Below are 23,648 nucleotides of genomic sequence, written 5' to 3' on the forward strand. Positions count from 1 at the left end.
TTGGGGACCCCGAGTGTCGAGCCGGGTTCAGACCGCGGTCGTGGTCACGACCGTGACGTGACCGGCACCGGCGCGGGCGCACGACGGATGGCGATGCTCGCGACCGCCGCGATCCCGCAGAGCACCGCGCCGCCGTACCAGGCCACGTCGTAGCTGCCCAGCGCGTCGCGGACCAGGCCCGCGGCCAGGGCCGCCGCGGCCGCCCCGAGCTGGTGGCTCGCGAACACCCAGCCGAAGACGATGGGTGCCCGCTGCCCGAAGGCGGCTCGGCACAGCGCCATGGTCGGCGGCACCGTGGCCACCCAGTCCAGGCCGTAGAAGATGATGAACGCGAACATGCTCGCGTTCACGTCCGCACCGAACAGCGGCACCAGCACGGCCAGCGAGGCCCCGCGCAGCGTGTAGTAGGCCAGCAGCAGGATCCGCGGGTCGAAGCGGTCGGTGAGCCAGCCCGAGAAGATCGTGCCCGCGATGTCGAAGATCCCGACGAGCGCGAGCAGGCTCGCCGCCGTCGTCGCGGGCATGCCGTGGTCGTGGGCGGCGGGGACGAAGTGCGACTGGACGAGGCCGTTGGTCGTGGCGCCGCAGATGAAGAACCCGACCACGAGCAGCCAGAACGTGCGGTTGCGGGTGACGGTGGCCAGCGTCCCGAGGGCCAGTTTCGCGGCGCCCGACCGCAGCGGCTCGACGACGTCCGCCTCGGTCCCGCCGTACGGCAGCGCCCCGACGTCCGAGGGCCGGTTCCGCAGCAGGAACCAGACGATCGGCACCACGACCAGGGCGGCGAGCGAGACCGTCAGGGACGCCGCGCGCCAACCCGATCCCTCGATGACGTGGGCGAGGACCGGCAGGAAGATCAGCTGCCCGGTGGCGTTGGCCGCCGTCAGGACGCCGGAGACCAGCCCGCGGCGGGCGACGAACCACCGCCCGACGACGGTCGCCACCAGGGCCATCGCCATGGACCCCGTCCCGAGGCCCACGATCACGCCCCACAGCAGGACGAGCTGCCACGAGGCGGTCATGAAGACGGTGAGGCCCGCCCCGACCGCGACCATGACCAGGGCGACGGAGACGACCTGACGAACGCCGAACCGCTCCATGAGCGCCGCGGCGAAGGGCGCGGTGAGGCCGAACAGGGCCAGGTTCACCGCGATCGCACCGGAGACCGTGCCGATCGACCAGCCGAACTCGGCGTGCAGCGGCTCGACCATCACCCCGGGCGTCGAGCGGAAGGCGGCGGCACCGATGAGCGCGAGGAAGGTCGCACCCGCCGCGAACCAGGCGGGATGGAGGCGACGGCGCTCCCGAAGTTCTGTCACGCAACCCAGCCTCTCGCATCGGCTCGCGCGGGAGAAGTGGCCTGACGGCCGTTCTCCGTCAGGATCCGGTCAGCTCCGCTCAGGCGGCGAGCCTGCCCAGCGCGTGCACGGCCTCGGCGAACGCGGTCAGCTCCACGCCCACATCCTCCGTGCGCGGCCGCAGCAGCACACCCGCCGGGCGCATCCGACGGACCAGCCGCTCGAGGTCCACACCCGGGGCGACCTCGACGATCGTGCGCAGCGCGGTGCCGCGCGGAGCGTGCACGCGGAAGGCCTGGGGCACGAACTCGGTGGCGCCGGGCCGGGCGATCCAGGCCGGGACCGCGTCCAGGCCGTGGCGGCGGGCGAGGACCTCGCGGACCTCGGCCGCGTGCCGGGCCGGATCTCCTCCGGTCCCCCCGGGCGCCCCGACGACGAGCTCGGCCCGGCCCCGCGCCCGGCCGGCCAGGTCGGCGAGTGCCTCCGCGTCCGTCCCGGCGCGCCGCCAGTGACCGCCCACGGTGAGCCCGATCCGGATCCGCGAGGTCCGCTCCGCGGCCACCGCGAGTGCCATGCCGGTGTCCCCGTAGCTGCGCGGGGCCGCGTGGCACCACGCACGTGAGAAGCCCAGCTCCTCGGCGAGCCCGACGTGCTCGGGCGTGGCCACCCCCACGGGCAGCGCGCAGTCGATCTCCATGGCGGTCCCTCCGGTCGTGCGTCGGCGAGAGTTCTCTCGATCGATCACGAAGCGGCGTTTCACGTGTCACCCATGCGGACGAAACACCGTCACGGGTCCGTCCCGGATGATCACCGTGGGTGCGTATCGGCGGCCCCGCACCGGGCGCCCGCGCGGCACTTGCGACACTGGGTCCGTGAGCGACCTGCAGATCCCCGCGGACCTTCTCCCCAGCGACGGACGGTTCGGCTGTGGACCCTCCAAGGTCCGGCCCGAGCAGCTCGCGGCCCTCGCGGCGGCGGGCGACGTCATGGGCACCTCCCACCGCCAGAAGCCGGTGAAGTCCCTGGTCGGACGGATCCGCTCGGGCCTGCGCGAGCTGTTCGCGCTGCCGGACGGATACGAGGTGGTGCTCGGCGACGGCGGGTCCACCGCCTTCTGGGACGCCGCGGCGTTCGGGCTGGTCAAGGAGCGCTCGCTGCACCTGACCTACGGCGAGTTCTCCTCGAAGTTCGCCGACACCACCAAGGGCGCGCCGTTCCTGGCCGACCCGGTCGTCGTCTCGGCCGAGCCCGGCAGCGCGCCCGAGCCGACCGCCGACCCGTCGTGCGACGTCCTGGCCTGGGCCCACAACGAGACCTCCACCGGTGTCGCGGTGCCGGTCGTGCGCCCGGAGTCCTCGATCGACGGCCAGCTCGTCGTCATCGACGCCACCTCCGGCGCCGGCGGCCTGCCCGTGGACATCACCCAGGCGGACGCCTACTACTTCGCCCCGCAGAAGGGCTTCGCCTCCGACGGCGGGCTCTGGATCGCCCTGCTCTCCCCCGCGGCGCTGGGCCGGGTCGCGGACCTCGCCGCGGGCGACCGCTGGATCCCGCCGTTCCTGTCGCTGGCCACCGCCGTCGACAACTCGGTGAAGGACCAGACCTACAACACCCCGGCCGTCGCCACGCTGATCATGCTGGCGGACCAGATCGACTGGATGCTCGGCCTCGGTGGGCTGGACGGCTGCGTCGCGCGCACGAAGGACTCCTCCACCCGGCTCTACGGCTGGGCCGAGAAGTCGGAGTACGCCACGCCGTTCGTCACCGACCCGGCGCACCGCTCGCAGGTCGTCGGGACCGTGGACTTCGCGGACTCGGTGGACGCCGCCGCGGTCGCGAAGGTGCTGCGGGCCAACGGCGTCGTGGACACCGAGCCCTACCGCAAGCTGGGCCGCAACCAGCTGCGGATCGGGATGTTCCCCGCGGTCGAGCCCGCGGACGTCTCGGCGCTGACCGCCTGCATCGACTGGGTCGTCGAGCGGCTCTGACCTCTCGCGGACACGGGCCGGGTCCTGCGGGACCCGGCCTTTTTCCTGCCCAAGGGTGACGGAATGTAGTCACAGCAGTAACATGTACCTCAGCTTTACCGATACTGGCACGACGTGTGACGGCGCGGAGTGCCGGCAGGCGGGCAGACGCACGAATCCCCCGGTAGCGGGCCCGGCGCGCCTCACCCGTCGGACACGATTCGGCAACTACCGTCACCCGGACGGGGTCGGCGAGCGGGAGGTGCGGCGGATATGCGGTCGTTGCGGGTCGTCGGGATCGCCGAGGACGGTGCGGTGGTCCTCGAGGACTCGGTGCGCCGCGAGCGGTACACGGTGCCCGCCGACGAACAGCTCCGAGCGGCCGCCCGCGGGGACCTGACTCGGCTCGGACAGATCGCGATCGAGTTGGAGAGCCAGTTGAGGCCACGCGAGATCCAGGCCCGCATCCGTGCCGGCGCGTCCGTCGACCAGGTCGCCGCGGCGGCCGGGGTTCCCACCGCGAAGATCGAACGGTTCGCCTACCCGGTGCTGCTGGAGCGCGCGCGGACCGCCGACCTGGCCCGCGCCGCGCACCCCGTCCGGGAGGACGGGCCGGACCTGCGCACCCTCGAGGAGACCGTCGCGCACACCTTCGGGGTGCGCGGGCAGGACCACGCCGACGCGGACTGGGACAGCTGGAAGGGCGAGGACGGCAAGTGGGTCGTCTCCCTGGGCTGGCGCTCGGGGAAGTCGGACATCCACGCGCACTGGACCTTCCAGCCGGGCGCCCACGGCGGCACGGTCACCGCGCTGGACGACCACGCCCGCGACCTCGTCGAGGGCCTCCCCCAGCAGCCGCTGCGCCCGGTCGGGCCGGTCATCGACATGGCGCGTGCCGAGGAGCCGGAGGCACCCGCCCCTGCCGCCGAGTCGGAGTCCGTCCCCGCCGCGGTGAACGGCGACTCGGGCCGAGCCCCGATCGCCCCCGAGCAGCGCAGGGCGGGCGGATCGGCGCGGACCACCGCCCGCACCCGCACCGAGGCCCGCGCGGAGACCGCCCCCACGCACCCCGCCACGCGGACCAGCGACACCCGCGCGACCCAGAACACCGAGGCCGACTCCCCCCGCGGTAAGACCGCCGGTGCGGCGGTCGGCCGGGCTCAGGCCCCGCGGCCCGAGCAGGCCGCACCCGAGGCCGCCCGCGACGCGGACACCAGTCCCGAGCCCGGCCGCTCCGGAGGCACCCGACGCGAGCAGGCCCGGCCCGCCGCCGAGGCCCCGGCGCCGACCGAGCAGCCCACCACCGAGCAGCCCGCCACCGAGCAGCCCACCACCGAGCAGCCCGCCGAGGAGCCGAAGCAGCCCGCCAAGCCCCGCGCGAAGAAGGGCAAGCCGGTCATGCCCTCGTGGGACGAGGTCCTCCTGGGCGTCCGCGGCCGCTGATCGTCGGTTCTACAGGAACTGGCCGAGCAGCAGGACGACCCAGGCCGCACCCAGGCCCGCCGCCACCCCGAGCGCGATCCAGCGCCAGAACCGTTGCCTGCGCACCAGCCACAGGCTCGGCGCGAGACCGCCCACCACCAGCAGGTTCGCCGGGATCCACAACAGCCCGAAGGCCTCGCCGAACGCGCGGCTGAGCGTGATGTCCCCGATCGCCGCCAGGACCGCGAAGAACACCGCGGCGGGCAGCCCCGTCTCCCACGGCGTGGGTTCGGGCGCGACCACCGGGATGGGCTCCGTGCTGCGGCCCAGCACCCGCTCGCGACCCCCGGTCAGCGGGTCGACGTACTCGACCGGCCTGCCGAGGGCGTCCGACACCCGGCCCGCGAGCTGGCGGCCCCGGCGGGAGACGATGTCCCGCTGCTCGGGCAGCACGGGGGTCCCCGCGATGCTCGCGGCGACCGCGCCCCACTGCCGCAGGTCCGCGCTCAGCTCCGCGGGCAGCACGCCGTCGCCCGGCATCGTGTCGCCGAGCACCACCCGTCCCCCCGCAGCGAGGTGCACGAGATCAGCGTACGGGTGGCGCCACGGCATGGAAGGCCACCGCGGCGGCCGTTGCCACATTGAGAGAGTCGACGCCCGAGGCCATCGGGATGCCGACGCGGACGTCCGCGGCGGCGAGCGCCTCGGCCGTCAGACCGGGGCCTTCGGCTCCGAGCAGCAGCGCGACGCGCTCCCCCGCCAGCCCGGCTCCGGAGATCGGCTCGCCGGACGGGGTGAGTGCGGCGACGGTCAGCCCGGCCTCGCGCACCCGGTCGAGTGATGCCGGCCACGGCCCGTCCAGGTGGGCGAACGGCACGCGGAGCACATGGCCCATCGAGACCCGGACCGACCGGCGGTACAGCGGATCGGCACACCGCGGGCCGAGCAGGATCCCGTCGACGCCGAGCGCGGCGGCGTTGCGGAACAGCGAGCCGAGGTTCTCGTGGTCGTTCACGCCCTCGCACACGGCGAGCACCCGGGCGGTGCGGGCCAGCTCGGCCGCGTCCACCGGCGCCGCGCGGTCCGCCACGGCCAGCACGCCGCGGTTCAGGTGGAAGCCGACGGCGGTGGCCATGGTGTCGGCGTCCGTCGCATAGGCGGGGACGTCCAGGTGCGCCAGATCGGCCGACAGCTCCTCGATCCGACGGGGGACACCGAGCAGCGACCGGACGGGGTACGGGGAGTCCAGCAACCGTCGTACGACGACGACACCTTCCGCGATGACCAGCCCCCGCCCGCCCGGGCGGTCCGGCCTGCGGTCCGCGGTGGTCAGGTCGCGGTAGTCGTCCAGGCGGGGGTCCGCGGCGTCCCGCACGGCGGTGATGATGGCCACGACGACCGATCGTCCCAGGTCGACGGCCGCTCGTCGCACCGGGTCGCCCGGTCAGCCGGTACCGTCCCATCTGGTGATGTGCCACGGTGGGGAGCCGTTGTCCTGACGAGGGCGGCAGCAGGGAGGCATCGGTAGAGCATGGGCCAGGACGTCGACCGGACCCGGTTCAGTCGGCGGGAGCGCCAGCGGTATCGAGCCAAGGTGCAGCGTTGCCTCGAGGCGTTGACGACGATGCTGCGGGAGCACCCGTTCGCCGAGGACGACCCGATGACCGGCATCGAGGTGGAGCTCAATCTCGTCGACGGCGCTCTCGCTCCCGCGATGACCGGCAGCGACGTGCTCGACGCCATCGGCGGCACGGAGTTCCAGACCGAGCTGGGTCGCTGGAACATCGAGCTCAACCTCCCGCCCCGCCCGCTGCCCGGCGACGAGTGGCGCCACCTCGAGCACGAGCTGCTGGACGAGCTGGCCGTCGCCCGCGCGAAGGCCCGGGACTGCGGCTCGCAGCTGGCCATGATCGGCATCCTGCCCACGCTGGACCGCAGCCACCTGGTGGCGGACTCCCTCTCGGCGGACGACCGCTACGCCGTGCTCAACGAGCAGATGCTCGCGGCGCGGGGCGAGCCGATCCACATCGACATCTCCGGCGGCGACCCCGGCGGCAGACATCCGGTCGCGGCCGAGCGGTTCGCCGCGGACTTCGAGACGATCATCCCCGAGGCCGCCTGCACGTCGATGCAGCTGCACCTGCAGGTCTCACCGAGCTCGTTCCCGGCGTACTGGAACGCGGCGCAGTGCCTCGCAGGCGTGCAGCTCGGGCTGGGGGCGAACTCGCCGTTCCTGCTCGGGTCGCGGCTGTGGGCCGAGACCCGTATCCCGCTGTTCACCCAGGCCTGCGACGTGCGGACCATCGAGCTGCGCAACCAGGGCGTCCGCCCCCGGGTGTGGTTCGGCGAGCGCTGGATCTCCTCGGTGCTGGACCTGTTCTCCGAGAACGCGCGGTACTTCCCCGGCATCGTCCCGTTCCCCGGCGACTCGGACCCGATCAGCACGCTGCGCGAGGGCGGCGTCCCGGACCTGGACGAGCTGCGCCTGCACAACGGCACGATCTGGCGGTGGAACCGCCCGGTGTACGACGTCGCGGACGGCCAGCCCCACATCCGCCTGGAGAACCGGGTGCTGCCGTCCGGGCCGACCGCGGTCGACATGGTGGCGAACGCGCTGTTCTTCTACGGGCTGCTGCGGGTGCTCGTCGAGGCGGACCGGCCGCTGTGGCAGTCGATGTCCTTCGAGGCCGCCGAGGAGAACTTCACGACTGCGGCCCGGCACGGGATGGACGCCCCGCTCTACTGGCCGGGCACCGGCTGGATCAAGCCGGACGAGCTGGCCCTGCGCAAGCTCCTCCCGCTCGCGCACGAGGGGCTCTCACGGTGGGGGGTCAGCTCGGCGGTGCAGGACCGCTACCTCTCGGTGATCGAGAAGCGCTGCGTGACGGGCCGGACGGGTGCCGCTTGGCAGCTGCAGACCGTCGCGGCGCTGGAGCGGCGCGGGTCGTCCCGGACCGGGGCGCTGGCCGGCATGTTGGAGCGCTACCTGGAGTTCTCCGGGGCCAACGAACCGGTGCACTCCTGGCAGCTGCCCACCTGATCCGCCGCCCGCCCGATTCGCGATCGTGAACGGCTTCCCCGGAACGGCCTCGGACGTCGTCGCGCCTTCCTAGCGTGCCCCTCGACCGCCGGCACCCCGCCGGCTCGCGAGGGGAAGCAGCGGATGTCGGCGTTCCGGTTCTTCGGCAGGCCCGAGCCCGTCGTGCGCGAGATCCCGCCGAACAGCGCCACCGGCCAGGCCCGCCCCGCGCGGCGGGCGGAGGACCTGCTGGCCCCGCCCGGTGAGGCCCGGCCCGGATGGGCCCACCCCTCGGACGATCGGGGGTGGGCGCAGCACACGTACGGCTGGGCGTCCCCGCCCACCGGCCGCGCCACGGCAGCGGAGGGTTGGGGCGGTGGGCCCGAGGTGGCGGACCGGGGATGGGCGGGGCCGCGGGAGCCGCAGACCCGGGCGATGCCGAGCCTGCCCGGTCCGACGGCCCCGGGCGACCCGAACCCGAGCTGGCGGACGTTCCCGCCGCCACCGATCCCCGCCGCCCCACAGCGCTGGGCCTCCGCGGACGGCGGGGTCGACCCGACCTGGAGCGGGGCTCCGCGCTCGGCGCCCGGCCGCGGCGGATCCCCGCACCCCGCCGAGGCCGCCGCCCTCGGGGCCGCCTTCGCCGCCGACTACCTCTCCTGGGACGAGGACGATCCGGACCTGCGCAGCCGCGTGCTCGGCGAGTACCTGGCCGTGCGCAGGCCGGTGCAGCTCGGCTGGTCCGGGCAGGGCAGGCAGCGGGCCGACTTCGCCCTGCCCGGCCTCGTCCGCCCGGACGGCGACGGGCGGGTCCTCGTCGACGTGCGCGTCCGCGTCACACCGTACGTCCGGGTGCCCGGGGGCCGCGTCGGCCCACCCGACCCGCCGCCGGACGACGGCCCCGCGTCCCCCTCCGCCGCCCCGGCTCCGGCCGCCCGCGGCTGGCGCGGCCTGCCGGGCCGCTGGATCCGGATCGCCGTGGCCGTACTGGTGGCAGGCGACCGGCTCGTGATCGACGCCGAGGAGGAGGCCGAGGACCCCTGGCCCACGCCCGATCCCGAACTCGCCGACGACCTCCCCGAGGAGTCCCCGTGACCGGCTTCCGACCCCCGATCGTCGCCGGTGTGTCCGGCGGCGTCGGGACCACGACGGTGGCGCTCGCCCTGCACGGCACGGACGCCGGCACCACGACCGCCGACGCGGACGTCCTCGTCTGCCGCAGCAGCGCCGAGTCCCTGGACCGGGCCGCCCGCATCGCCGACCTCGCCGAGCCCGGCCGCTACCCGGTCCTCGTCGTGACCCTGGCGGGGACCGAGCGCAGGCCGCCGCCCCGGGTCACCGACCTGGAGGGGTACTGGGCGGCGGTGGTGGCGGCGCCGCACGTGCCCCGCTGGGCCGCGATCGTCGATCCCTACCGGGAGGTGGCGGGGCTGCTCGGCTCCCCGCGCGACCAGCTGCCGCGCGCACTGCGCGGCTATCTGGAGGCTCTGACCCGCGCCGCGCGGCTCGTCGCCGACTCGGGGCGGTTGACGGCGCCCCGACCGACGCCATCCCTGCCGACGACACCACCGACGCGCCGACAGCCGTCCCCCGTCGAGCCGGTCCACCGCCCGTTCGTCCCCGCCCTGCCGATCCCCGCCGCGACCACCGAGCCGGGCCCGCCCGCGGACCGGCAGGTCGTCCGCCTGATGTCGGACTCCTGGACCGCCACAGTGCCCCCTCCCGGCCACCGCGACCCGGGATCACGATCCACTGGTCTGTCCACAATGGAATCCACAGGCTGTGGAGAGCTGCCCGAGCTGCGTCCGGTGCGGGGGATCCGGGTGCTCACGGTCGGCGGGGCCACCTGATGGCCGGGCGGAGGTAGGCCCGTGCGCACCCTGATCCTCGTCGCACTGGCGACGGGGCTGCTGATGGCCGCGCCAGGACAGTCCACAGTGGTCCTGGTCGCCGACGAGGGGCCGGTCCTCGTCGTGCCCGCGCCGACCCGCGCCCCCTTCACCGAGCGCCTCGCCGCCCAGGCCTGCCCGGAGCTCGTCCCCACGACGCCGAGCGGCCTGGTCCGGCGCGTCGCGGCACGGGCGGACGAGCCCGCGCCCGTCACCCGGCTCCGGCGCGCCTGCTCGCAGGTCCGCAGCGGGATCGCGGGACTCCTCCGCACCCGCCCGCCCGCGGCGCCCGGCGCCGAGGCCCTGCGGCGCAGCGTGTCCGGCGCCCTGGACCGAGCGGCCCGGACGCCGGCGACACCGGCCCCGTGGACCGGGGGTGCCTCGGGATGCCTGCCTCCCGATCCCACCGGGGGCCGCGGCTGCGTCACGGGCGCGACCCGGCACGGGATCGCCGCCGTGGCCACCGCCTTCGGCCCCCTCGGCGGCGGCCCGACCGTCCGGTCCGCGAGCTGCTGGGACGAACACGCGTGGAACCCGGGCAGCGACCATCCGCGCGGCCGCGCCTGTGACCTCTTCCCGGGTACCGCAGGGGCCCTCCCCGGGGACGCCGAGCGGGCGGCGGGCTGGCGGGTCGCGGAGTTCCTGCGCAGGAACGCCGAGTCGCTCGACGTCGGCTACCTGATCTGGCAGGGCCGCTACTGGGATCCGTCGGTCGCCGACGACGGCGGCTGGGGCAGGCCCTACCGCAGCAGCGTCTACGACACGGCCGACGTGACCGGCGGCCACTACGACCACGTCCACGTCAGCTTCGCCGAGTGAGGATCCGATGAGCCTGCTCTCCGACCACCTCGCCCGGCTGGTCGCGGCCGGGTTCGCCGCCCTGGTCGGCGTCGCCGGGCACGGCACCGTCCCGGTCGAGCCGAGCGTCCCGGTGGTGCACACGGCCGCGGAGCGGCCTGCAGGCGGGGGCGACCGGGTCCGCCGCATCGCCGCCCCTCCGCGGCGCACCCCCGACCCGTCGTCGGGTGAGAACGCGACCGTGACCCCCGATACCCGCTCCCCCACCTCCGGCTCGGTGACCGAACGCGGCAGGTCCGACCGCTCCGACGGCGACCGCGGCTCCCGCGCCTCGGGATCGCGGACGTCGGGCGCCGACGCCCCGACCGCCGCCGCCCGGCACGGCTGGGGCACCCCGACCCGCGAGGACGACTTCACCGCGGGCGTCGGCGACTGGGACCTCTACGACGGCTCGGGCCACGACGGCAACGGCCGCCGTTCCCCGGACGCGATCTCCGTGCAGGGCGGCGTCCTCACCATCACCGGCACGCCGGACGGCACCACCGGCGGCATGGCCTGGAACCCCGGCCGTGAGTACGGGCGGTGGGAGGCCCGCGTGCGCTCCCCCGCCGGGGACCCGGACTACCACGCCGTGCTGCTGCTGTGGCCGGACGCGGAGAACTGGCCGGTCGGCGGGGAGGTCGACTTCATGGAGATCTCCGACGCCTCGCGGCAGAACGTCGAGATGTTCCTGCACTACGGTGCGGACAACTCGCAGGTCCAGGGGGACGTGGACATCGACGCCACCGAGTGGCACACCTGGGCGGTCGAGTGGACACCGGATCACCTCGCGGCGTTCGTGGACGGCGAGGAGTGGTGGCGCACCGAGGACACCGGCATCCTGCCGCCCGGCCCGATGCACCTGACCATCCAGCTGGACAACTTCGGCGGTCCGCAGCAGGAGACGCGGATGCAGGTGGACTGGGTACGGGAGTACGACGTCTGAGCGAGGGCCGGGACACAAGAGATGCCCCGGCCGGATGGGCCGGGGCATCTCGTTCCCGAACTGACGCGCCGCTCCCACCACGAAGCGACGTGATGAAGTTAGCCTACCCTCATTACCGCGCGCAAGACCCTGGCCGAAATCCGCGCGAGATCGACTCGGGGAGGGCCTACCGTCCACACCGTGACCGACACCCGTGACGCCCCCGTGCTCGACCGTGCCGCCCTCGCGGCCGTCACGGTGACGGTGCTCGCCTGGGCGAGCGCGTTCGTCGGGATCCGGTACGTCGGCCGCGCCTACGAGCCCGGTGCGCTCGCGCTGGGGCGTCTCGCGGTGGGCACCGTCGCGCTCGGCGCCCTCCAGCTCGTCCGCGGGCACTGGGTCGCACCGAACCGGCGCGAGTGGAGCCTGCTCGTCCTGTGCGGGGTGGCCTGGTTCTCGATCTACAACGTCGCACTCAACGCCGCCGAGCAGCGCGTGGACGCCGGCACCACGTCCATGCTGGTCAACATCGGCCCGATCCTCATCGCGCTGTTCGCCGGACTCCTGCTCGGCGAGGGTTTCCCGCGGCGCCTGCTGGTCGGCGCCGCGATCGCGTTCGCCGGGGTGATCGTGATCGGCCTGTCGACGGCGACCGGGGACACCACCGACCTGCTCGGCGCGGCGCTCTGCGTGGTCGCGGCCGTCACGTACGCCATCGGCGTGCTCGCCCAGAAGCCGACGTTGCGCAGGCTCCCCGCCCTGCAGGTCACGTTCCTGGCCTGCGCGATCGGCACCGTCGGCTGCCTGCCGTTCGCGGGCGGCCTGGTCCGGGACGCGGCCGCCGCGCCCGCGAGCGCGACCGTCGCGCTGGTCTACCTCGGCCTCGTGCCGACCGCGCTCGCGTTCAGTACCTGGGCGTTCGCCCTGTCCCGGATGGACGCCGGGCGGCTCGGCGTCACGACCTACCTGGTCCCGCCGATCACGGTCGCGATGGCGGCGCTGCTGCTCAGCGAGGCACCGCCCGTCCTGGCACTGGTCGGCGGGGCCCTCTGCCTGGCCGGGGTGGCCCTGACGCGGATCAGGCCCCGCAGCCGGAGCCGCGGGGCCTGACCTCTCCCGAACTGACGCGCCGCTCCCACCACGAAGCGACGTAAGTGAGGTTAGCCTTACCTAGTCTGCGCGTCAACCCTCCGCCTGAGCACGACCGCGACGGCGAGCACCGACAGCACCGTGACCACGCCACCGACGATGAGCGGCGACCGACCGCCGAAGTGCTCGGCCACCACCCCGAGCACCGGCCCACCGATCGGCGTGCCGCCCAACAGCAGCAGCATGTAGAGGCCCATGACGCGGCCCCGCATGGTCGGGTGGACCGACAGCTGGACGGACGAGTTGGCCGCGGTGGTGAAGCTCAACGCCGCGAACCCGACGGGCACGAGCGCGATCCCGGCCGCGAGGTACGTCGGCATCGCCCCGGCCACCACCAGCAGGACCCCGAACGCCAGCCCGGCGCCCGCGACCACGCGCAGCCGGGGCTTGACCCGGCGGCGCGCGGCGAGCGTGGCCCCCAGCACCGACCCGACGGCCAGCAGCGTGGTGAGCAGGCCGTACCCCTGGGCGTCCCGCCCGAAGACGTTGCGGGCCAACAGCGCGATCGTCATGAAGAAGTTGATCCCGAACGTGCTCACCAGGAAGACCAGCACCATGATCGCGACGAGGTCGGGTCGGGCGCGGACGTAGGCCAGCCCGTCCCGCAGCTGGTGCGGCGCCCGCGGGACGCGTTCGCTGCGATAGAGCCGCTCGGGCCGCATCAGGAGCAGCCCGGTGATCACGGCGACGAAGCTGACCGCGTTGATCAGGAACACCCAGCCGGTGCCCACCGCCACGATCAGCACCCCGGCGACGGCGGGCCCGACGATCCGGGCGAGGTTGAACACCAGCGAGTTCAGCGCGACGGCGTTGACGACCTGCCCCGGCCCCACCATCTCGGAGACGAAGGACTGCCGCATCGGGGTGTCCAGCGCGGAGAAGCAGCCGAGCAGCAGACACAGCAGGTAGACCTGCCACAGCGCGACGACCCCGGTGAGCACCACCGTGCCCAGGGCGAGCGCACACAGCCCCATCGCCGCTTGGATCCCGATGAGCACCAGCCGCTTGTCCACCCGGTCCGCCAGCACCCCGCCCCACAGCGAGAGCAGCAGCGTGGGCGCGAACTGCAGGGCCGCGGCGATCCCCAGCGCGGTCGCGCTGCCCCCGGTCAGGTCGAGGACCAGCCAGTCCTGGGCGATGCGCTGCATCCAGGTGCCGACGCTGGACACGATCTGGCCGGAGGCGAACAGGCGGTAGTTCGGGACGCCCAGCGAGACGAACATGCCGCCGGTCCGCGCGGGGGGTTCGACGACGGCGCTCACAAGTCCTTAGCTTACAACAACGACCGCAGGGGGCCGACGGCGAAATAGCCGACGAACGCCACCGCGACGACCCACATCAGCGGGTGCACGGTGCGCGCCCTGCCCGTCGTCGCGGCGAGCAGGACGTAGGTGATGAACCCGGCCCCGATGCCGTTCGCGATCGAGTACGTGAACGGCATGACGACGACGGTGAGGAAGGCGGGCAGCGCCGTCCGCAGGTCGGTCAGGTCGATGCCGCCGACCTGGCGGAACATCACCGCCCCGACGATCACCAGGGCAGGCGCGGCCCACGTTCGGCAGCTGCCCGTTCTCGTCCGCGAGCCCGGCCTGCTGCCCGAGCCCGGTCATGGTGCCCAGGCCGGTGGCGATCGCAAACGGGAGGTTGGCGACGAGTCCGAACAGGACCGTCATCACGCCTGCAACGAGGGCCGTCACGGCCGCGACCTGCGGGATCGGGAGGATGTTCCCGAGCACGTCCGCCTTGGCGCCGGGGTCGCCCGGGGCGACGCTGCCGAGGATCAGGGGGTTCAGAACGATGATGTAGGACATCGTCACGAAGGTGACGAGCCCTCCGCGGAGCTCGCGGGGGACAGTCGAACCGCGCTGCGACACCGTGAACAGACGCTCGATCACGTCGCCACCGTAGGGGGCGTTCCCAGCGCACGCTCAGCATGTCACCGGTACGGTTCGGGCATGGTCGACCCGCCCGCGCTGCCGCGCAGCACCAGCGACATCACGCTGGTCGTGGCCGTCGGCACGCTCGCGTGGCTGACCGGGGCGGCGGTGCTGTTCCTCGCGCACGTCGTCGGCGGCAGGCCACTGGACGTCTGGTTCGCCACCTGCCTGGTCGGCGGCGCCCTCGGCGCGATCGGCTTCGGCATCTTCCGCTGGCAGCGCGCGGCGGCGCGGCGTGGCTCACGCCTGGCCCAGCAGGGGCTCGCCGACTGAGGGTTCGGCCTAGGGTTGGGGCATGAGTGACCGTCCCATCGCCGTCGTCACCGGGGCCAGCTCCGGGATCGGCGCCGCCACCGCCCGCGCCCTGGCCGCCGCCGGGTTCCACGTCGTCCTCGGGGCCCGTCGGGTGGACCGCTGCGAGGCCATCGCCGAGGAGGTCGACGGGACCGCGCTCCCGCTGGACGTGACCGACCGCTCGTCGGTGGCGGAGTTCGTCGCCGCGGTGCCGGAGTCCGTCCGCGTGCTGGTGAACAACGCGGGCGGCGCGAAGGGGCTGGAGCCCGTCGAGGAGGCGGACGAGGCGGACTGGACCTGGATGTTCGAGGTCAACGTCCTGGGCACGCTGCGCGTGGTCCAGGGTCTGCTGCCGAAGCTGCGCGCGTCCGGGGACGGGCACATCGTCACCGTCACCTCGATCGCCGCCCTGGCGCCCTACGACAAGGGCGCAGGCTACACGGGCGCCAAGCACGCCCAGGCGATGCTGCACCGCACCCTGCGCGGGGAGCTGCTCGGCGAGCCCATCCGGCTCACCGAGATCCTGCCCGGCATGGTCGAGACCGAGTTCTCCCTGGTCCGGCTGGGCGACCAGGAGAAGGCCGACGACGTCTACAAGGGACTCACCCCGCTCACCGCCGAGGACGTCGCGGACGTGATCGCCTTCGCCACCACCCGCCCGAGCCACGTCAACCTCGACCAGATCGTCCTGAAACCCCGCGCCCAGGCGGACGCCATGCGGGCCTACCGCGAGGGCTGAAGCGCCCGGACCGCCTCCGCCGCGAGCCGGCGGGCGAGATCGCAGAGCCGGGGCGCGCCGGACGACCGTTCGGCCGCCTCCGCGGCGAAGCTCTGCGTCGCCGCCACCCCCACCACGATCCGGCAGTTCGGGGCGTCGAGGGGGTCGACGCGCTTGGCCGGATAGCCCTCGACGGTCAGCGGGACGGGCGGGACGATCCGCTGCGAGTCGGGATCCAGACCTGCGCGGGTGCTCAGGACGAGCGTGAGATCGGCCTGGTCGTCGAGGGTGCGCCAGGCGCACCCCGCCGTCTCGGGATCCCGCACACCGACCCCCAGCCCCAGCCCCTCGAGCGCCTCGGCACCGAGGAGGGCGCAGGCGTCTCGGTCGCGGAGGTCGAGCGGCTGCGCGTCCGGGGCTGCCGCACAAGCGGTCGAGAGACTCACCACGGCCACCACGACCACCCCGGCCCACCGCCCAACCATGAAGGAATGGTGGCAGCTCAGACACCCCGGAGCGCGGCGACGGTCTCCTCGGCGAGCGCCTGGGCGAGGTCGCAGAGCGGAGGCGCGGAGGTGGAGAGCTCGCTGGCTTCAGCGCTGATGAGTTGTGTGGGAGCGACTCCTACCGCGATTCGGCAGGTCGGGCCACCAAGGTGGTCGATTCGGAGGCCGGGATAGCCCGATACCACCAACGGAGTCTCTTCTTCGAACGCAGCGGTGACGCTGCTGAGTCGATCCAGGCCCACGCCACTGTTGGCGACGAGCTGGAGACCGACAGTTCCATCAGCGGACCGCCACGCACATGAGGTGGCGGTAGGTCCGCTGCCGCGCTCGACCGAGTCGAGCTTGAGCGACAGCCGGGTCAGAGCTGCGGGCCCCACCAGATCGCACGCCTCATGCCCGGTCAGATCCAGAGGCTGAGCGATTTCGGCCCGATTGTCGGAGGGGGGTGGCGACGGCGGTCCAGCCGAACAGGCGGCCAGAGCCAGAGTCATCGCACCGAGTACGGCTCCCCCGAGCCGGCCGGAACACGCTCTCACGCGCGAGCTGCGGAGTCGGCGACTTCGTAGGCGCGTCGCTGCTGCTCGAGAGCAGCAACGGCCAAGACGATCTGCCGCCGCCAGTCCGCGAGATAGAGTCGGGCACGTTCCACCATCACCGTGGACTGCTCAGCGGCGTTGACGCTCACCACGTCTGCACCCGGGCTGAGGATGCGGGGTCCACTGAGCTGCCGCTCCAACGCCCACAGCTCATCGATCACGCCGCGTAGCCGTCCTTCGAGCGCCTCCACCCGCTCCGGATCCACACTCAATGGGATACGGCGGATCTGAGGTGTAGGGCCCGGTTCGGCCCAGTGCGGGGCTGTCACAGGAGCATGATCCCAAGTGCAGTCCTGCCGAGTAAGACCTCAGCGGAAGCGTTCGCGATCGTGAACCGGTCAGACGCCCTCGTCGCTGCGTCGGTGTTCGTCGGCGGCGTCTCCGGGGGCATTGCCCTCCACCGCCTCGGCGACGCGCTCCTCGGACTCCTCGAGGATCTGCGCCGCCTCGGCGTGGCGGTCGGCGTCCCCCTCCACCGCCCGTTCCTCGGGGAGGGGGACGGCTCTGCTGTTCACGGACGGATCGGTCATGCCTGCGACTACCCGCAGGCGGCCCGGGCTAAAGCGCCGAGAGCTCCTGCCACTGGGACCAGCTCACCGTCCAGTCCCACACGTCCCCGTCCCGCGCGGAGAGCGGGACCGGGGTGCCGGTGACCTCGACCGGATCGCCGTACAGGGCGGTGTCGTAGTAGGCCTTCGCGTTCTCGCTGGACAGGTTCACGCAGCCGTGGGTGACGTTCGACGAGCCCTGCGCCCCCGCCGACGCCGGGTTGGCGTGGATGAACTCGCCGTTGTTGCTCATCCGCACGGCCCACTTCTCCATGACGTCGTAGCCGTAGCGCTGGCTCGTCATGCGCTTGTCCGTGAACTTCTCGGTGACCACGTGGACGCCCGAGCGGGTGTTGCGCTCCGGGTCCGACGCCAGCCCGTAGCTCGCCGGATAGTCCGCGACCCGCTGCCCGTCCCGTTCGACGACCATGCGGAACGACTGCGCGTCCGCCTTGACGACCTGGGCGCGGCCGATCTCGAAGTCGCTGGTCACGTCCGCGGCGCCGTACTGCCCGCCGCCGTAGTCCACGCCGTAGAGCTTCGCCGCGACGGAGACCTTCGTGTACGCGGGCCAGTACTCCTTGGGCCGCCAGTGCACCCGGGATCCGCCGTTCTCGTCCGGCAGCCAGCCCCAGGCGCCCTCGACCGGCACCGACGTCCGGACGGTCAGCGCGCGCTCGACGGCCGCCCGGTCGTCCACATGGCCGTTGAACTGGACCTCGATGGGCGCCGCGATCCCGACGGTCCGCCCGTCCCCGATGTTCAGCACGCCGCGGACCACCTTCGACGGCGCCACGGTGGCGAACCCGCCCTGCAGCGGCACGGGCACGCCGTCCGCCCCGGTGGCGGTGCCGCTCCAGGTGTACTGCGCGGCGTATCCCAGCGGCTCGCTGCTGGTCCAGGCGGTGCGCTCGGCGTTCAGCTCGCCTGCGACCGCCTTGCCCGCGGCGTTCGTGAGCGCGACCTGGGTCAGTGTGCCGTCGCTCACCGTGACCGAGACGGGTGTCACGGGACTCACCGCGGCGGCGTTCGCGCCCGGCGTGTAAGTGACCTGAGCCGCCTTCGCGACGATCGCGGGCAGGCTCACCCCGCCGCGCCCCGCCGCCGTGGCCCCGGTGACCACTCCCACCGTCCCGACCGCGATCACGGCCAGGACCAGCAACAACCGCCTCATCGTCTCCCCCGGTGCGTGGGAACTCCCCGGGTGGACAGACGTCTGTTCAGTCCCCCGGGTTGCCTCCGCGCACGAGGTTACGCGTCACCACCGACAGCGACGGGCCGCCGCCACGATCGAGTGATCAGAGCGAACAGCCCACCAGCACCGGCTCCGGGTGCAGCGCGATCCCGAACCGGGCGGACACCCCGTCGCGCACCCGGCGGGCCAGGACCAGCAGGTCCTCGGTCCGCCCGTCGCCGCGGTTGGTCAGGGCCAGGACGTGGCGCGAGGACAGCGCGACCCGACCACCGGGGCCGGGGTGCCCGGGCGCGAACCCGGAGTGCTGGATCAGCCAGGCCGCGGGCAGCTTCACCCGGTCGCCCACGGGCCAGCGCGGCATGTCCGGGTCCGGCGCGGCGTCCACCACCGGGTTGGTGAAGAACGAGCCCGCGCTCCAGGTGTCGTGGTCGGCGTGGTCGAGCACCATGCCCTTGCCGCGGCGCAGCTCCAGGACGGCCTCGCGGACGTCCGCGCAGGGCGCCGTCGCCCCGGGGTCGACACCGAGGGTCCGCGCGAGCTCGGCGTACGCGATCGGCATGCTCGCCCCACCGCCGGGCAGCGCGAGCCGCACCCGCAGCACGACGGCGGTGTCCGTCCCCTTGAGCACGCTGGTCCGGTAGCCGAGGCCCAGCTCGGCGGCCTGCACCGTGCGGATCTGCCCGGTGGCGCGGTCGTAGAGGTCCACCGACTCCAGCAGCGCCGCGATCTCCACGCCGTACGCGCCGACGTTCTGCACCGGGGTCGCGCCGGTGCGCCCGGGGATCCCGGAGAGACACTCCAGCCCGCCGAGCCCGTCCGCGACGGTGGCGGCGACGACGTCGTCCCAGTTCTCGCCCGCCTCCACGGTGAGCAGCACGGACCCGTCCGGGCGACGGTCGGTCACGATCCCCGCCGACGCCACGCGGACCACGCTGCCCGGGAAGCCCTCGTCGGCGACGACGAGGTTCGATCCCCCGCCGAGCAGCAGGACCGGCTCCCCCGCGCCGTCGGCCTTGCGGACCTCCTCGACGACGGTCTCGGCGTCCGGCGCATCGACCAGGCGCGCGGCGGGCCCACCCAGTCGGAGGGTGGTCAGGTCGGCGAGGGTCTGCACGGGGCGTGAGGCTAGTCCCCGGGGTACTGTCCGCCCGTGTCCCGGTCGACCGAGTTCCGCGCCACCAGCACCCATCCCGTCGACGCCGTGTTCGCGGCCATGGTCGACCGGCAGATCCTCGCCGACCGGCTCGCCGTGATGGGCGGGCCCGGGGCGGGGATCCTCGAGTACGAGAAGGTGGGGGACGGCGCGAAGTACCGCGTCAAGCACGGCATCGACGCGCAGCACCTGCCGGGCGTGGTCAAGACCGTCGTCGGGAACGAGGGCATCCAGATCGAGCGGGACGAGACCTGGACGAGGGCCGGGGACGGCTACGACGGCACGGTCGGCGTGGCGCTGCCGGGGTTGCCTGCTCGCGCGTCCGGCGCCATGCGGCTCTCCCCCACGCCCGGGGGCAGTGAGCTGGTCGTGCGGGTGGAGGTCTCGGTGAACGTGCCGATCATCGGCGGCAAGATCGAGGAGACCGTCGGCAGGGAGATCGTGCGGCTGCTCGAGATGGAGACGGACTACACCCTCAGCCGGCTCTGACGGCGGGCGGCGAGCCAGAGCAGGAACCCGGCGGTCGGGAAGGCCGCGCCGACGATGCTCACGCCGAGCCACCCGTGGCTCGCGTACAGCGCGGAGGACAGTCCGCTGCCCAGCGCGCCGCCGAGGAAGTAGCTGGTCATGTAGGCCGTGTTCAGTCTGCTGCGCGCCCGCGGGTGCAGTGCGTAGATCGTGTTCTGGTTGCTGATGTGGCTGCCCTGCACGCCGAAGTCGAACAGCACCAGCCCGATCGCCAGCGCGACCAGGGACACCGCGCCGAGCCCGAGCGCGATCCAGGACAGCGCCACGAGGGCGAGGAACGCGCCGGTCGCCGGGAAGGCCTTGCCCTGGTCCGCTAGCCTGCCCGCGAACCGCGCCGCGAGCGCCCCCGCGACCCCGAACAGGGCGAACAGCCCGATCGCGCCCTGGGAGAGCGAGAACGGCGGCGCCGCGAGCAGGAACCCGACGCTCGTCCACAGTGCCCCGAAGGACGCGTAGCCGGACACCCCGACGGCCATCCGGAACCGCAGCACCGGCTCGTGCCGGATCAGGTGCAGGACCGACCGCAGCAGCGTCGGGTAGGCGAGGTCCGTCGCGGGCGCGAGCACCGGCAGCGTCCGCCACAGCGCCACCGCCGAGCCGGCCGTGAGCACCGCGCCCAGCACGAACACCCCGCGCCAGCCGACGAGCTCGGACACCAGCCCCGCCACCACGCGGGACACCAGGATGCCGATCAGCAGCCCGCTCATCACCGTGCTGACCACGCGGCCCTGCTCCCCCTCCGGCGCGATGGTGGCGGCGAAGGGGATGAGTATCTGGGCGGCGACCGTCGTCAGGCCGACGAACCCGGCCGCGGCCGCGAGCAGCGGCAGGCTCGGCGCGAGGGCCACCCCGACCAGGCCGAGCACGGTGACCGACAGCAGCAGCACCACCAGCCGCCGGCGTTCGAGCAGGTCGCCGAGGGGGACGAGGGTGGCGAGGCCCAGCGCATAGGACAGCTGGATCAACGTCAGGACCACCCCGATCGCGCTCGACGGGACCGCGAAGTGTGCGGCCAGCTCGGCCTCGAGGGGCTGCGCGTAGTAGTTGTTCGCGATGATCGCGCCGGTCGCGAACGTCATGGCGGCGACGGCAGGGGTGCGGCTCACCCGACCACCCTCCGCCCGGTGGGACCGTCCTGCATCACACGGGCCTGTGATCTGCGACGATCGTCGGCGTGGAACCCGGAGCCGACCGCCGCTACGTCATCACCTTCAGCTGTCCCGACCGCACGGGCATCGTCGCGCGCATCTCCGGGTTCCTCGCCGAGCTGGGCGGCTGGATCGTCGAGGCGGCCTACCACGCGAGCGACAACTGGTTCTTCACCCGACAGGCGGTGCGCGCGGACTCGGTGCCGTTCGGGGTCGACGAGCTGCGGGCCCGCTTCGCCGAGGTCGCCGAGGAGTTCGGTCCGGACGCGACCTGGCGGGTCACCGACACCGGCACGCCCAAGCACGCGGTGCTGCTCGTCACGACCGAGCCGCACTGCCTGCACGACCTGCTCGGTCGCATCGCCGCCGGGGAGCTGCCCGTCACCCTCGACGCGGTGATCGGCAACCACGACACGCTGGCGCCGCTGGTCCAGGCGCACGGGGTGCCGTTCCACCACGTTCCGTTCCCCGGGGCCGAGGACCCGAAGCGGGAGCAGGGCAAGGTCGCGAGCTTCGAGAAGGTGCGCCAGATCGTGGACGGCTTCGAGCCGGACGCGATCGTCCTCGCGCGGTTCATGCAGATCCTGCCCGCGCACCTGTGCGAGGAGTGGGCGGGCCGGGCGATCAACATCCACCACAGCTTCCTGCCCTCGTTCATGGGTGCCCGGCCGTACCACCAGGCACACCAGCGAGGCGTCAAGCTGATCGGCGCCACCTGCCACTACGCCACCGCGGACCTCGACGCGGGCCCGATCATCGAGCAGGACGTCATCCGGGTGGACCACGGCGACACCGTGGCGACCATGGTGCGGCGCGGGCGGGACATCGAGCGTCTCGTCCTGGCCAGGGGGCTGCGCTGGCACCTCGAGGACCGAGTACTGGTACACGGGAACAAGACGGTCGTCTTCCACTGACCGGCCCGTACGACTCCGACCCGCAGGAGCTGCCCTACCCGGACGACGCGTTCGACGTCACCTGCACCCGAGCAGGCTACGCAGGCTTGATGTTGGCGTTGCGGTGGAACACGTTGCCGGGGTCGTAGCGGCCCTTGATCTCCGCGAGCCGTGCGTGCTTGTCCCGGCCGTAGCTGGCCAGGACGCGTTCCGGTTCCGGCTCGGTCATGCCGTTGATGTAGGTCCCGATGCCGAGCGAGGCCGGGCGCAGACCCTCCCAGAGGCTCCTCGCCCAGGCACGTTCGGCGGGGAGCAGAGCGGGATCGGAGGAGATGCCGATGAGGAACACTGCGTAGTGGGGCTCGCGGGTCCCCCCGAACGCCGTCGCGTCCTCGGACGCCGCCGAGTAGGCGGCATCGAGGCGGTAGCTCAGCAACACGGACTCCGCGGAAGCCCGCCGCGGCATCTGCTCCAGGATCACCTCGATGGCCTCGTCGGTGAAGTCCGGCAGGCGACAGGACTTCTCGTAGAAGTACTTGCCCCAGCCGTTGGCGTCGTCGAACAGGGACTGCAGGGCGGTGTACGGCAGAGGCATGACCGCGTCGATCAGCGGCGGCAGGGCCTGCCTGATCCGGTTCGCGACGCTCTCGAACTCCTCGTCGGAGCCGAAGCCGACCAGGATCGCACCGACGGCGGGCATGCCGTGATGCTCGTCGGCCACGAACGGCACCGGAGGCACGGACAGGCCGGCGATCATGGCGTTGACCTCCGGCGGCAGATCGGCCACGACCTCCCGCAGCGCCCGCAAGGCAGGCATGCCCTGCTCGAGCGGCCACAGCAGCATCCCGAACTGCACCATGGGGCCGGCTTCGTGCAGCCGGAACTCGAACTCGGTGACCACACCGAAGTTGCCCCCGCCGCCGCGGATCGCCCAGAACAGGTCCGCGTTCTCGGACTCCGACAGCCGCAGGACGGACCCGTCCGCGACGACGATCTCGGCCGAGACCAGGTTGTCGATCGCCAGTCCCGCCTTGCGGGTCAGCCATCCCATGCCGCCGCCGAGCGTGAGACCGCCGACCCCCGTGTGCCCCACCAGCCCCGAAGGCACCGCCAGGCCGTACTCCTGCGTCGCGGCGTCCAGGTCCGCGAGGAGCGCTCCGCCCTGAACCCGGGCGCGGCGGGCGACCGGGTCGACCTCGACGGAGCGCATCCCGCTCAGGTCGACGACGAGACCGTCCTCGACGGACGAGAGGCCCGCCAAGTTGTGAGCGCCGCTGCGCACGGCGATCTCGAGACCGTTCCGCTGCGCGTACCGGACCGCGGTGACCACGTCGTCGACGCCCGCACAGCGCGCGACGACGGCGGGCCGGAGGTCGATGTCGGCGTTCAGGACCTTGCGGACCTCGTCGTAGTCCGCATCGTCCGGCGTGAACACGGGGCCGGTCATCACCCGGCGAAGGTCCTCGACGTCGCTCGGTGCCGTGCTGGTCATGACGGGCTCCTCCCGGTCGTCCGGACGACGAGGGTGCACCCGTTCGGGGGTGGGCGGCTGTACGCAGTTCCCGACCCCTCGGCCGACCGGCAGGGTCCGGTGCCGACGCGAACGGCGCCCCCACCCGGATCGGG

General features: G+C 73.3%; 25 protein-coding genes and 1 pseudogene. 12 read left to right on the top strand and 14 right to left on the bottom strand.

Features of this window, described 5'->3' with window-relative positions:
• Positions 1 to 44 precede the first annotated feature (44 nt).
• Both ABD993_RS01470 and ABD993_RS01475 read right to left on the bottom strand, forming a co-directional pair.
• Positions 45 to 1,319, bottom strand: coding sequence for an MFS transporter (locus ABD993_RS01470; protein WP_345411898.1), 1,275 nt, complete (start codon positions 1,317 to 1,319; stop codon positions 45 to 47).
• Between the two features lie 79 nt (positions 1,320 to 1,398).
• Entirely contained in the window at positions 1,399 to 1,995 is a 597-nt protein-coding gene (locus tag ABD993_RS01475; protein ID WP_345411900.1) for an LLM class flavin-dependent oxidoreductase, read from the bottom strand.
• A gap of 175 nt (positions 1,996 to 2,170) precedes the next feature.
• Between ABD993_RS01475 and serC the strand changes: the two genes are divergently transcribed.
• Positions 2,171 to 3,286 carry a phosphoserine transaminase gene (gene serC / locus ABD993_RS01480; protein ID WP_345411902.1) on the top strand — a complete coding sequence of 372 codons (1,116 nt, stop codon included), beginning with the start codon at positions 2,171 to 2,173 and terminating at the stop codon, positions 3,284 to 3,286.
• Between the two features lie 252 nt (positions 3,287 to 3,538).
• On the top strand, positions 3,539 to 4,708 hold the full coding sequence (sepH, locus tag ABD993_RS01485) for a septation protein SepH (RefSeq protein ID WP_345411904.1): 1,170 nt from the start codon (positions 3,539 to 3,541) through the stop codon (positions 4,706 to 4,708).
• A 9-nt stretch (positions 4,709 to 4,717) separates the two neighbouring features.
• On the opposite strand, the gene ABD993_RS01490 is transcribed toward sepH, so the two are convergent.
• A complete protein-coding gene (locus ABD993_RS01490; protein ID WP_345411907.1) occupies positions 4,718 to 5,269 on the bottom strand; it encodes a DUF2537 domain-containing protein in 552 nt (183 codons plus the stop codon).
• Positions 5,270 to 5,273: 4 nt separating this feature from the next.
• Positions 5,274 to 6,080: a TrmH family RNA methyltransferase gene (locus ABD993_RS01495; protein ID WP_345411909.1), complete on the bottom strand. Its 807-nt coding sequence runs from the start codon at positions 6,078 to 6,080 to the stop codon at positions 5,274 to 5,276.
• Between the two features lie 138 nt (positions 6,081 to 6,218).
• On the opposite strand from ABD993_RS01495, the gene ABD993_RS01500 reads away from it, so the two are divergent.
• From ABD993_RS01500 to ABD993_RS01525, 6 genes are all read left to right on the top strand, one after another.
• Entirely contained in the window at positions 6,219 to 7,727 is a 1,509-nt protein-coding gene (locus ABD993_RS01500; RefSeq protein ID WP_345411911.1) for a glutamate-cysteine ligase family protein, read from the top strand.
• 123 nt (positions 7,728 to 7,850) lie between these two features.
• Positions 7,851 to 8,801, top strand: a complete 951-nt coding sequence (locus ABD993_RS01505; protein WP_345411913.1) for a hypothetical protein — start codon at positions 7,851 to 7,853, stop codon at positions 8,799 to 8,801.
• Positions 8,798 to 9,556, top strand: a complete 759-nt coding sequence (locus tag ABD993_RS01510; protein ID WP_345411915.1) for a hypothetical protein — start codon at positions 8,798 to 8,800, stop codon at positions 9,554 to 9,556. Before ABD993_RS01505 ends, ABD993_RS01510 begins: the two co-directional genes overlap by 4 nt.
• Before the next feature lie 21 nt (positions 9,557 to 9,577).
• Complete coding sequence (locus tag ABD993_RS01515; protein WP_345411917.1) at positions 9,578 to 10,414, top strand: VldE C-terminal domain-containing protein; 837 nt, start codon at positions 9,578 to 9,580, stop codon at positions 10,412 to 10,414.
• A gap of 7 nt (positions 10,415 to 10,421) precedes the next feature.
• Positions 10,422 to 11,378: a glycoside hydrolase family 16 protein gene (locus ABD993_RS01520; RefSeq protein WP_345411919.1), complete on the top strand. Its 957-nt coding sequence runs from the start codon at positions 10,422 to 10,424 to the stop codon at positions 11,376 to 11,378.
• A gap of 180 nt (positions 11,379 to 11,558) precedes the next feature.
• Positions 11,559 to 12,467: a DMT family transporter gene (locus ABD993_RS01525; RefSeq protein WP_345411921.1), complete on the top strand. Its 909-nt coding sequence runs from the start codon at positions 11,559 to 11,561 to the stop codon at positions 12,465 to 12,467.
• A 56-nt stretch (positions 12,468 to 12,523) separates the two neighbouring features.
• Here ABD993_RS01525 and ABD993_RS01530 read toward each other — a convergent pair whose 3' ends face one another.
• The gene (locus ABD993_RS01530; RefSeq protein ID WP_425568877.1) at positions 12,524 to 13,768 is read right to left on the bottom strand and encodes an MFS transporter; all 1,245 of its coding nucleotides are present in this window, start codon (positions 13,766 to 13,768) and stop codon (positions 12,524 to 12,526) included.
• A gap of 11 nt (positions 13,769 to 13,779) precedes the next feature.
• A pseudogene (locus ABD993_RS01535) lies at positions 13,780 to 14,401 on the bottom strand (hypothetical protein).
• A gap of 60 nt (positions 14,402 to 14,461) precedes the next feature.
• Between ABD993_RS01535 and ABD993_RS01540 the strand changes: the two are divergent.
• Both ABD993_RS01540 and ABD993_RS01545 read left to right on the top strand, forming a co-directional pair.
• Entirely contained in the window at positions 14,462 to 14,716 is a 255-nt protein-coding gene (locus ABD993_RS01540) for a DUF2530 domain-containing protein (protein WP_345411923.1), read from the top strand.
• Positions 14,717 to 14,738: 22 nt separating this feature from the next.
• On the top strand, positions 14,739 to 15,476 hold the full coding sequence (locus ABD993_RS01545) for an SDR family NAD(P)-dependent oxidoreductase (RefSeq protein ID WP_345411925.1): 738 nt from the start codon (positions 14,739 to 14,741) through the stop codon (positions 15,474 to 15,476).
• On the opposite strand, the gene ABD993_RS01550 is transcribed toward ABD993_RS01545, so the two are convergent.
• From ABD993_RS01550 to ABD993_RS01575, 6 genes are all read right to left on the bottom strand, one after another.
• Positions 15,461 to 15,940 carry a DUF3558 family protein gene (locus ABD993_RS01550; RefSeq protein ID WP_345411927.1) on the bottom strand — a complete coding sequence of 160 codons (480 nt, stop codon included), beginning with the start codon at positions 15,938 to 15,940 and terminating at the stop codon, positions 15,461 to 15,463. The two genes, ABD993_RS01545 and ABD993_RS01550, sit on opposite strands and share 16 nt — an antisense overlap.
• A 17-nt stretch (positions 15,941 to 15,957) precedes the next feature.
• Complete coding sequence (locus ABD993_RS01555; protein ID WP_345411929.1) at positions 15,958 to 16,452, bottom strand: DUF3558 family protein; 495 nt, start codon at positions 16,450 to 16,452, stop codon at positions 15,958 to 15,960.
• A gap of 41 nt (positions 16,453 to 16,493) precedes the next feature.
• The gene (locus ABD993_RS01560) at positions 16,494 to 16,763 is read right to left on the bottom strand and encodes a hypothetical protein (RefSeq protein ID WP_345411930.1); all 270 of its coding nucleotides are present in this window, start codon (positions 16,761 to 16,763) and stop codon (positions 16,494 to 16,496) included.
• 132 nt (positions 16,764 to 16,895) lie between these two features.
• Complete coding sequence (locus ABD993_RS01565) at positions 16,896 to 17,087, bottom strand: hypothetical protein (protein ID WP_345411931.1); 192 nt, start codon at positions 17,085 to 17,087, stop codon at positions 16,896 to 16,898.
• Positions 17,088 to 17,115: 28 nt separating this feature from the next.
• Entirely contained in the window at positions 17,116 to 18,279 is a 1,164-nt protein-coding gene (locus ABD993_RS01570; RefSeq protein WP_345411932.1) for a L,D-transpeptidase, read from the bottom strand.
• 124 nt (positions 18,280 to 18,403) lie between these two features.
• Positions 18,404 to 19,414 (bottom strand): UDP-N-acetylmuramate dehydrogenase, encoded by a 1,011-nt coding sequence (locus ABD993_RS01575; RefSeq protein ID WP_345411934.1) that lies wholly within the window; start codon positions 19,412 to 19,414, stop codon positions 18,404 to 18,406.
• A gap of 36 nt (positions 19,415 to 19,450) precedes the next feature.
• On the opposite strand from ABD993_RS01575, the gene ABD993_RS01580 reads away from it, so the two are divergent.
• Positions 19,451 to 19,942, top strand: a complete 492-nt coding sequence (locus ABD993_RS01580) for a DUF2505 domain-containing protein (RefSeq protein WP_345411935.1) — start codon at positions 19,451 to 19,453, stop codon at positions 19,940 to 19,942.
• On the opposite strand, the gene ABD993_RS01585 is transcribed toward ABD993_RS01580, so the two are convergent.
• The gene (locus ABD993_RS01585; protein ID WP_345411937.1) at positions 19,921 to 21,087 is read right to left on the bottom strand and encodes an MFS transporter; all 1,167 of its coding nucleotides are present in this window, start codon (positions 21,085 to 21,087) and stop codon (positions 19,921 to 19,923) included. The genes ABD993_RS01580 and ABD993_RS01585 overlap by 22 nt on opposite strands.
• A 68-nt stretch (positions 21,088 to 21,155) precedes the next feature.
• Here ABD993_RS01585 and purU point away from each other — a divergent pair, with 68 nt between their 5' ends.
• Complete coding sequence (gene purU, locus ABD993_RS01590; protein WP_345411938.1) at positions 21,156 to 22,043, top strand: formyltetrahydrofolate deformylase; 888 nt, start codon at positions 21,156 to 21,158, stop codon at positions 22,041 to 22,043.
• Between the two features lie 76 nt (positions 22,044 to 22,119).
• Here purU and ABD993_RS01595 read toward each other — a convergent pair whose 3' ends face one another.
• Entirely contained in the window at positions 22,120 to 23,514 is a 1,395-nt protein-coding gene (locus ABD993_RS01595) for an FAD-binding oxidoreductase (protein WP_345411939.1), read from the bottom strand.
• Positions 23,515 to 23,648: the final 134 nt, after the last annotated feature.

This window comes from Pseudonocardia xishanensis (assembly GCF_039541715.1).
Classification (GTDB): domain Bacteria; phylum Actinomycetota; class Actinomycetes; order Mycobacteriales; family Pseudonocardiaceae; genus Pseudonocardia; species Pseudonocardia xishanensis.

Bases quoted from the DNA above. Each gene is read 5' to 3' on its own strand.
- ABD993_RS01475 (WP_345411900.1), bottom strand. From the start codon at position 1,995: ATGGAGATCGACTGCGCGCTGCCCGTGGGGGTGGCCACGCCCGAGCAC.
- ABD993_RS01550 (WP_345411927.1), bottom strand. From the start codon at position 15,940: ATGGTTGGGCGGTGGGCCGGGGTGGTCGTGGTGGCCGTGGTGAGTCTC.
- ABD993_RS01540 (WP_345411923.1), top strand. From the start codon at position 14,462: ATGGTCGACCCGCCCGCGCTGCCGCGCAGCACCAGCGACATCACGCTG.
- ABD993_RS01500 (WP_345411911.1), top strand. From the start codon at position 6,219: ATGGGCCAGGACGTCGACCGGACCCGGTTCAGTCGGCGGGAGCGCCAG.
- ABD993_RS01595 (WP_345411939.1), bottom strand. From the start codon at position 23,514: ATGACCAGCACGGCACCGAGCGACGTCGAGGACCTTCGCCGGGTGATG.
- sepH (WP_345411904.1), top strand. From the start codon at position 3,539: ATGCGGTCGTTGCGGGTCGTCGGGATCGCCGAGGACGGTGCGGTGGTC.
- ABD993_RS01520 (WP_345411919.1), top strand. From the start codon at position 10,422: ATGAGCCTGCTCTCCGACCACCTCGCCCGGCTGGTCGCGGCCGGGTTC.
- ABD993_RS01545 (WP_345411925.1), top strand. From the start codon at position 14,739: ATGAGTGACCGTCCCATCGCCGTCGTCACCGGGGCCAGCTCCGGGATC.
- ABD993_RS01565 (WP_345411931.1), bottom strand. From the start codon at position 17,087: ATGACCGATCCGTCCGTGAACAGCAGAGCCGTCCCCCTCCCCGAGGAA.
- ABD993_RS01570 (WP_345411932.1), bottom strand. From the start codon at position 18,279: ATGAGGCGGTTGTTGCTGGTCCTGGCCGTGATCGCGGTCGGGACGGTG.
- ABD993_RS01505 (WP_345411913.1), top strand. From the start codon at position 7,851: ATGTCGGCGTTCCGGTTCTTCGGCAGGCCCGAGCCCGTCGTGCGCGAG.
- ABD993_RS01555 (WP_345411929.1), bottom strand. From the start codon at position 16,452: ATGACTCTGGCTCTGGCCGCCTGTTCGGCTGGACCGCCGTCGCCACCC.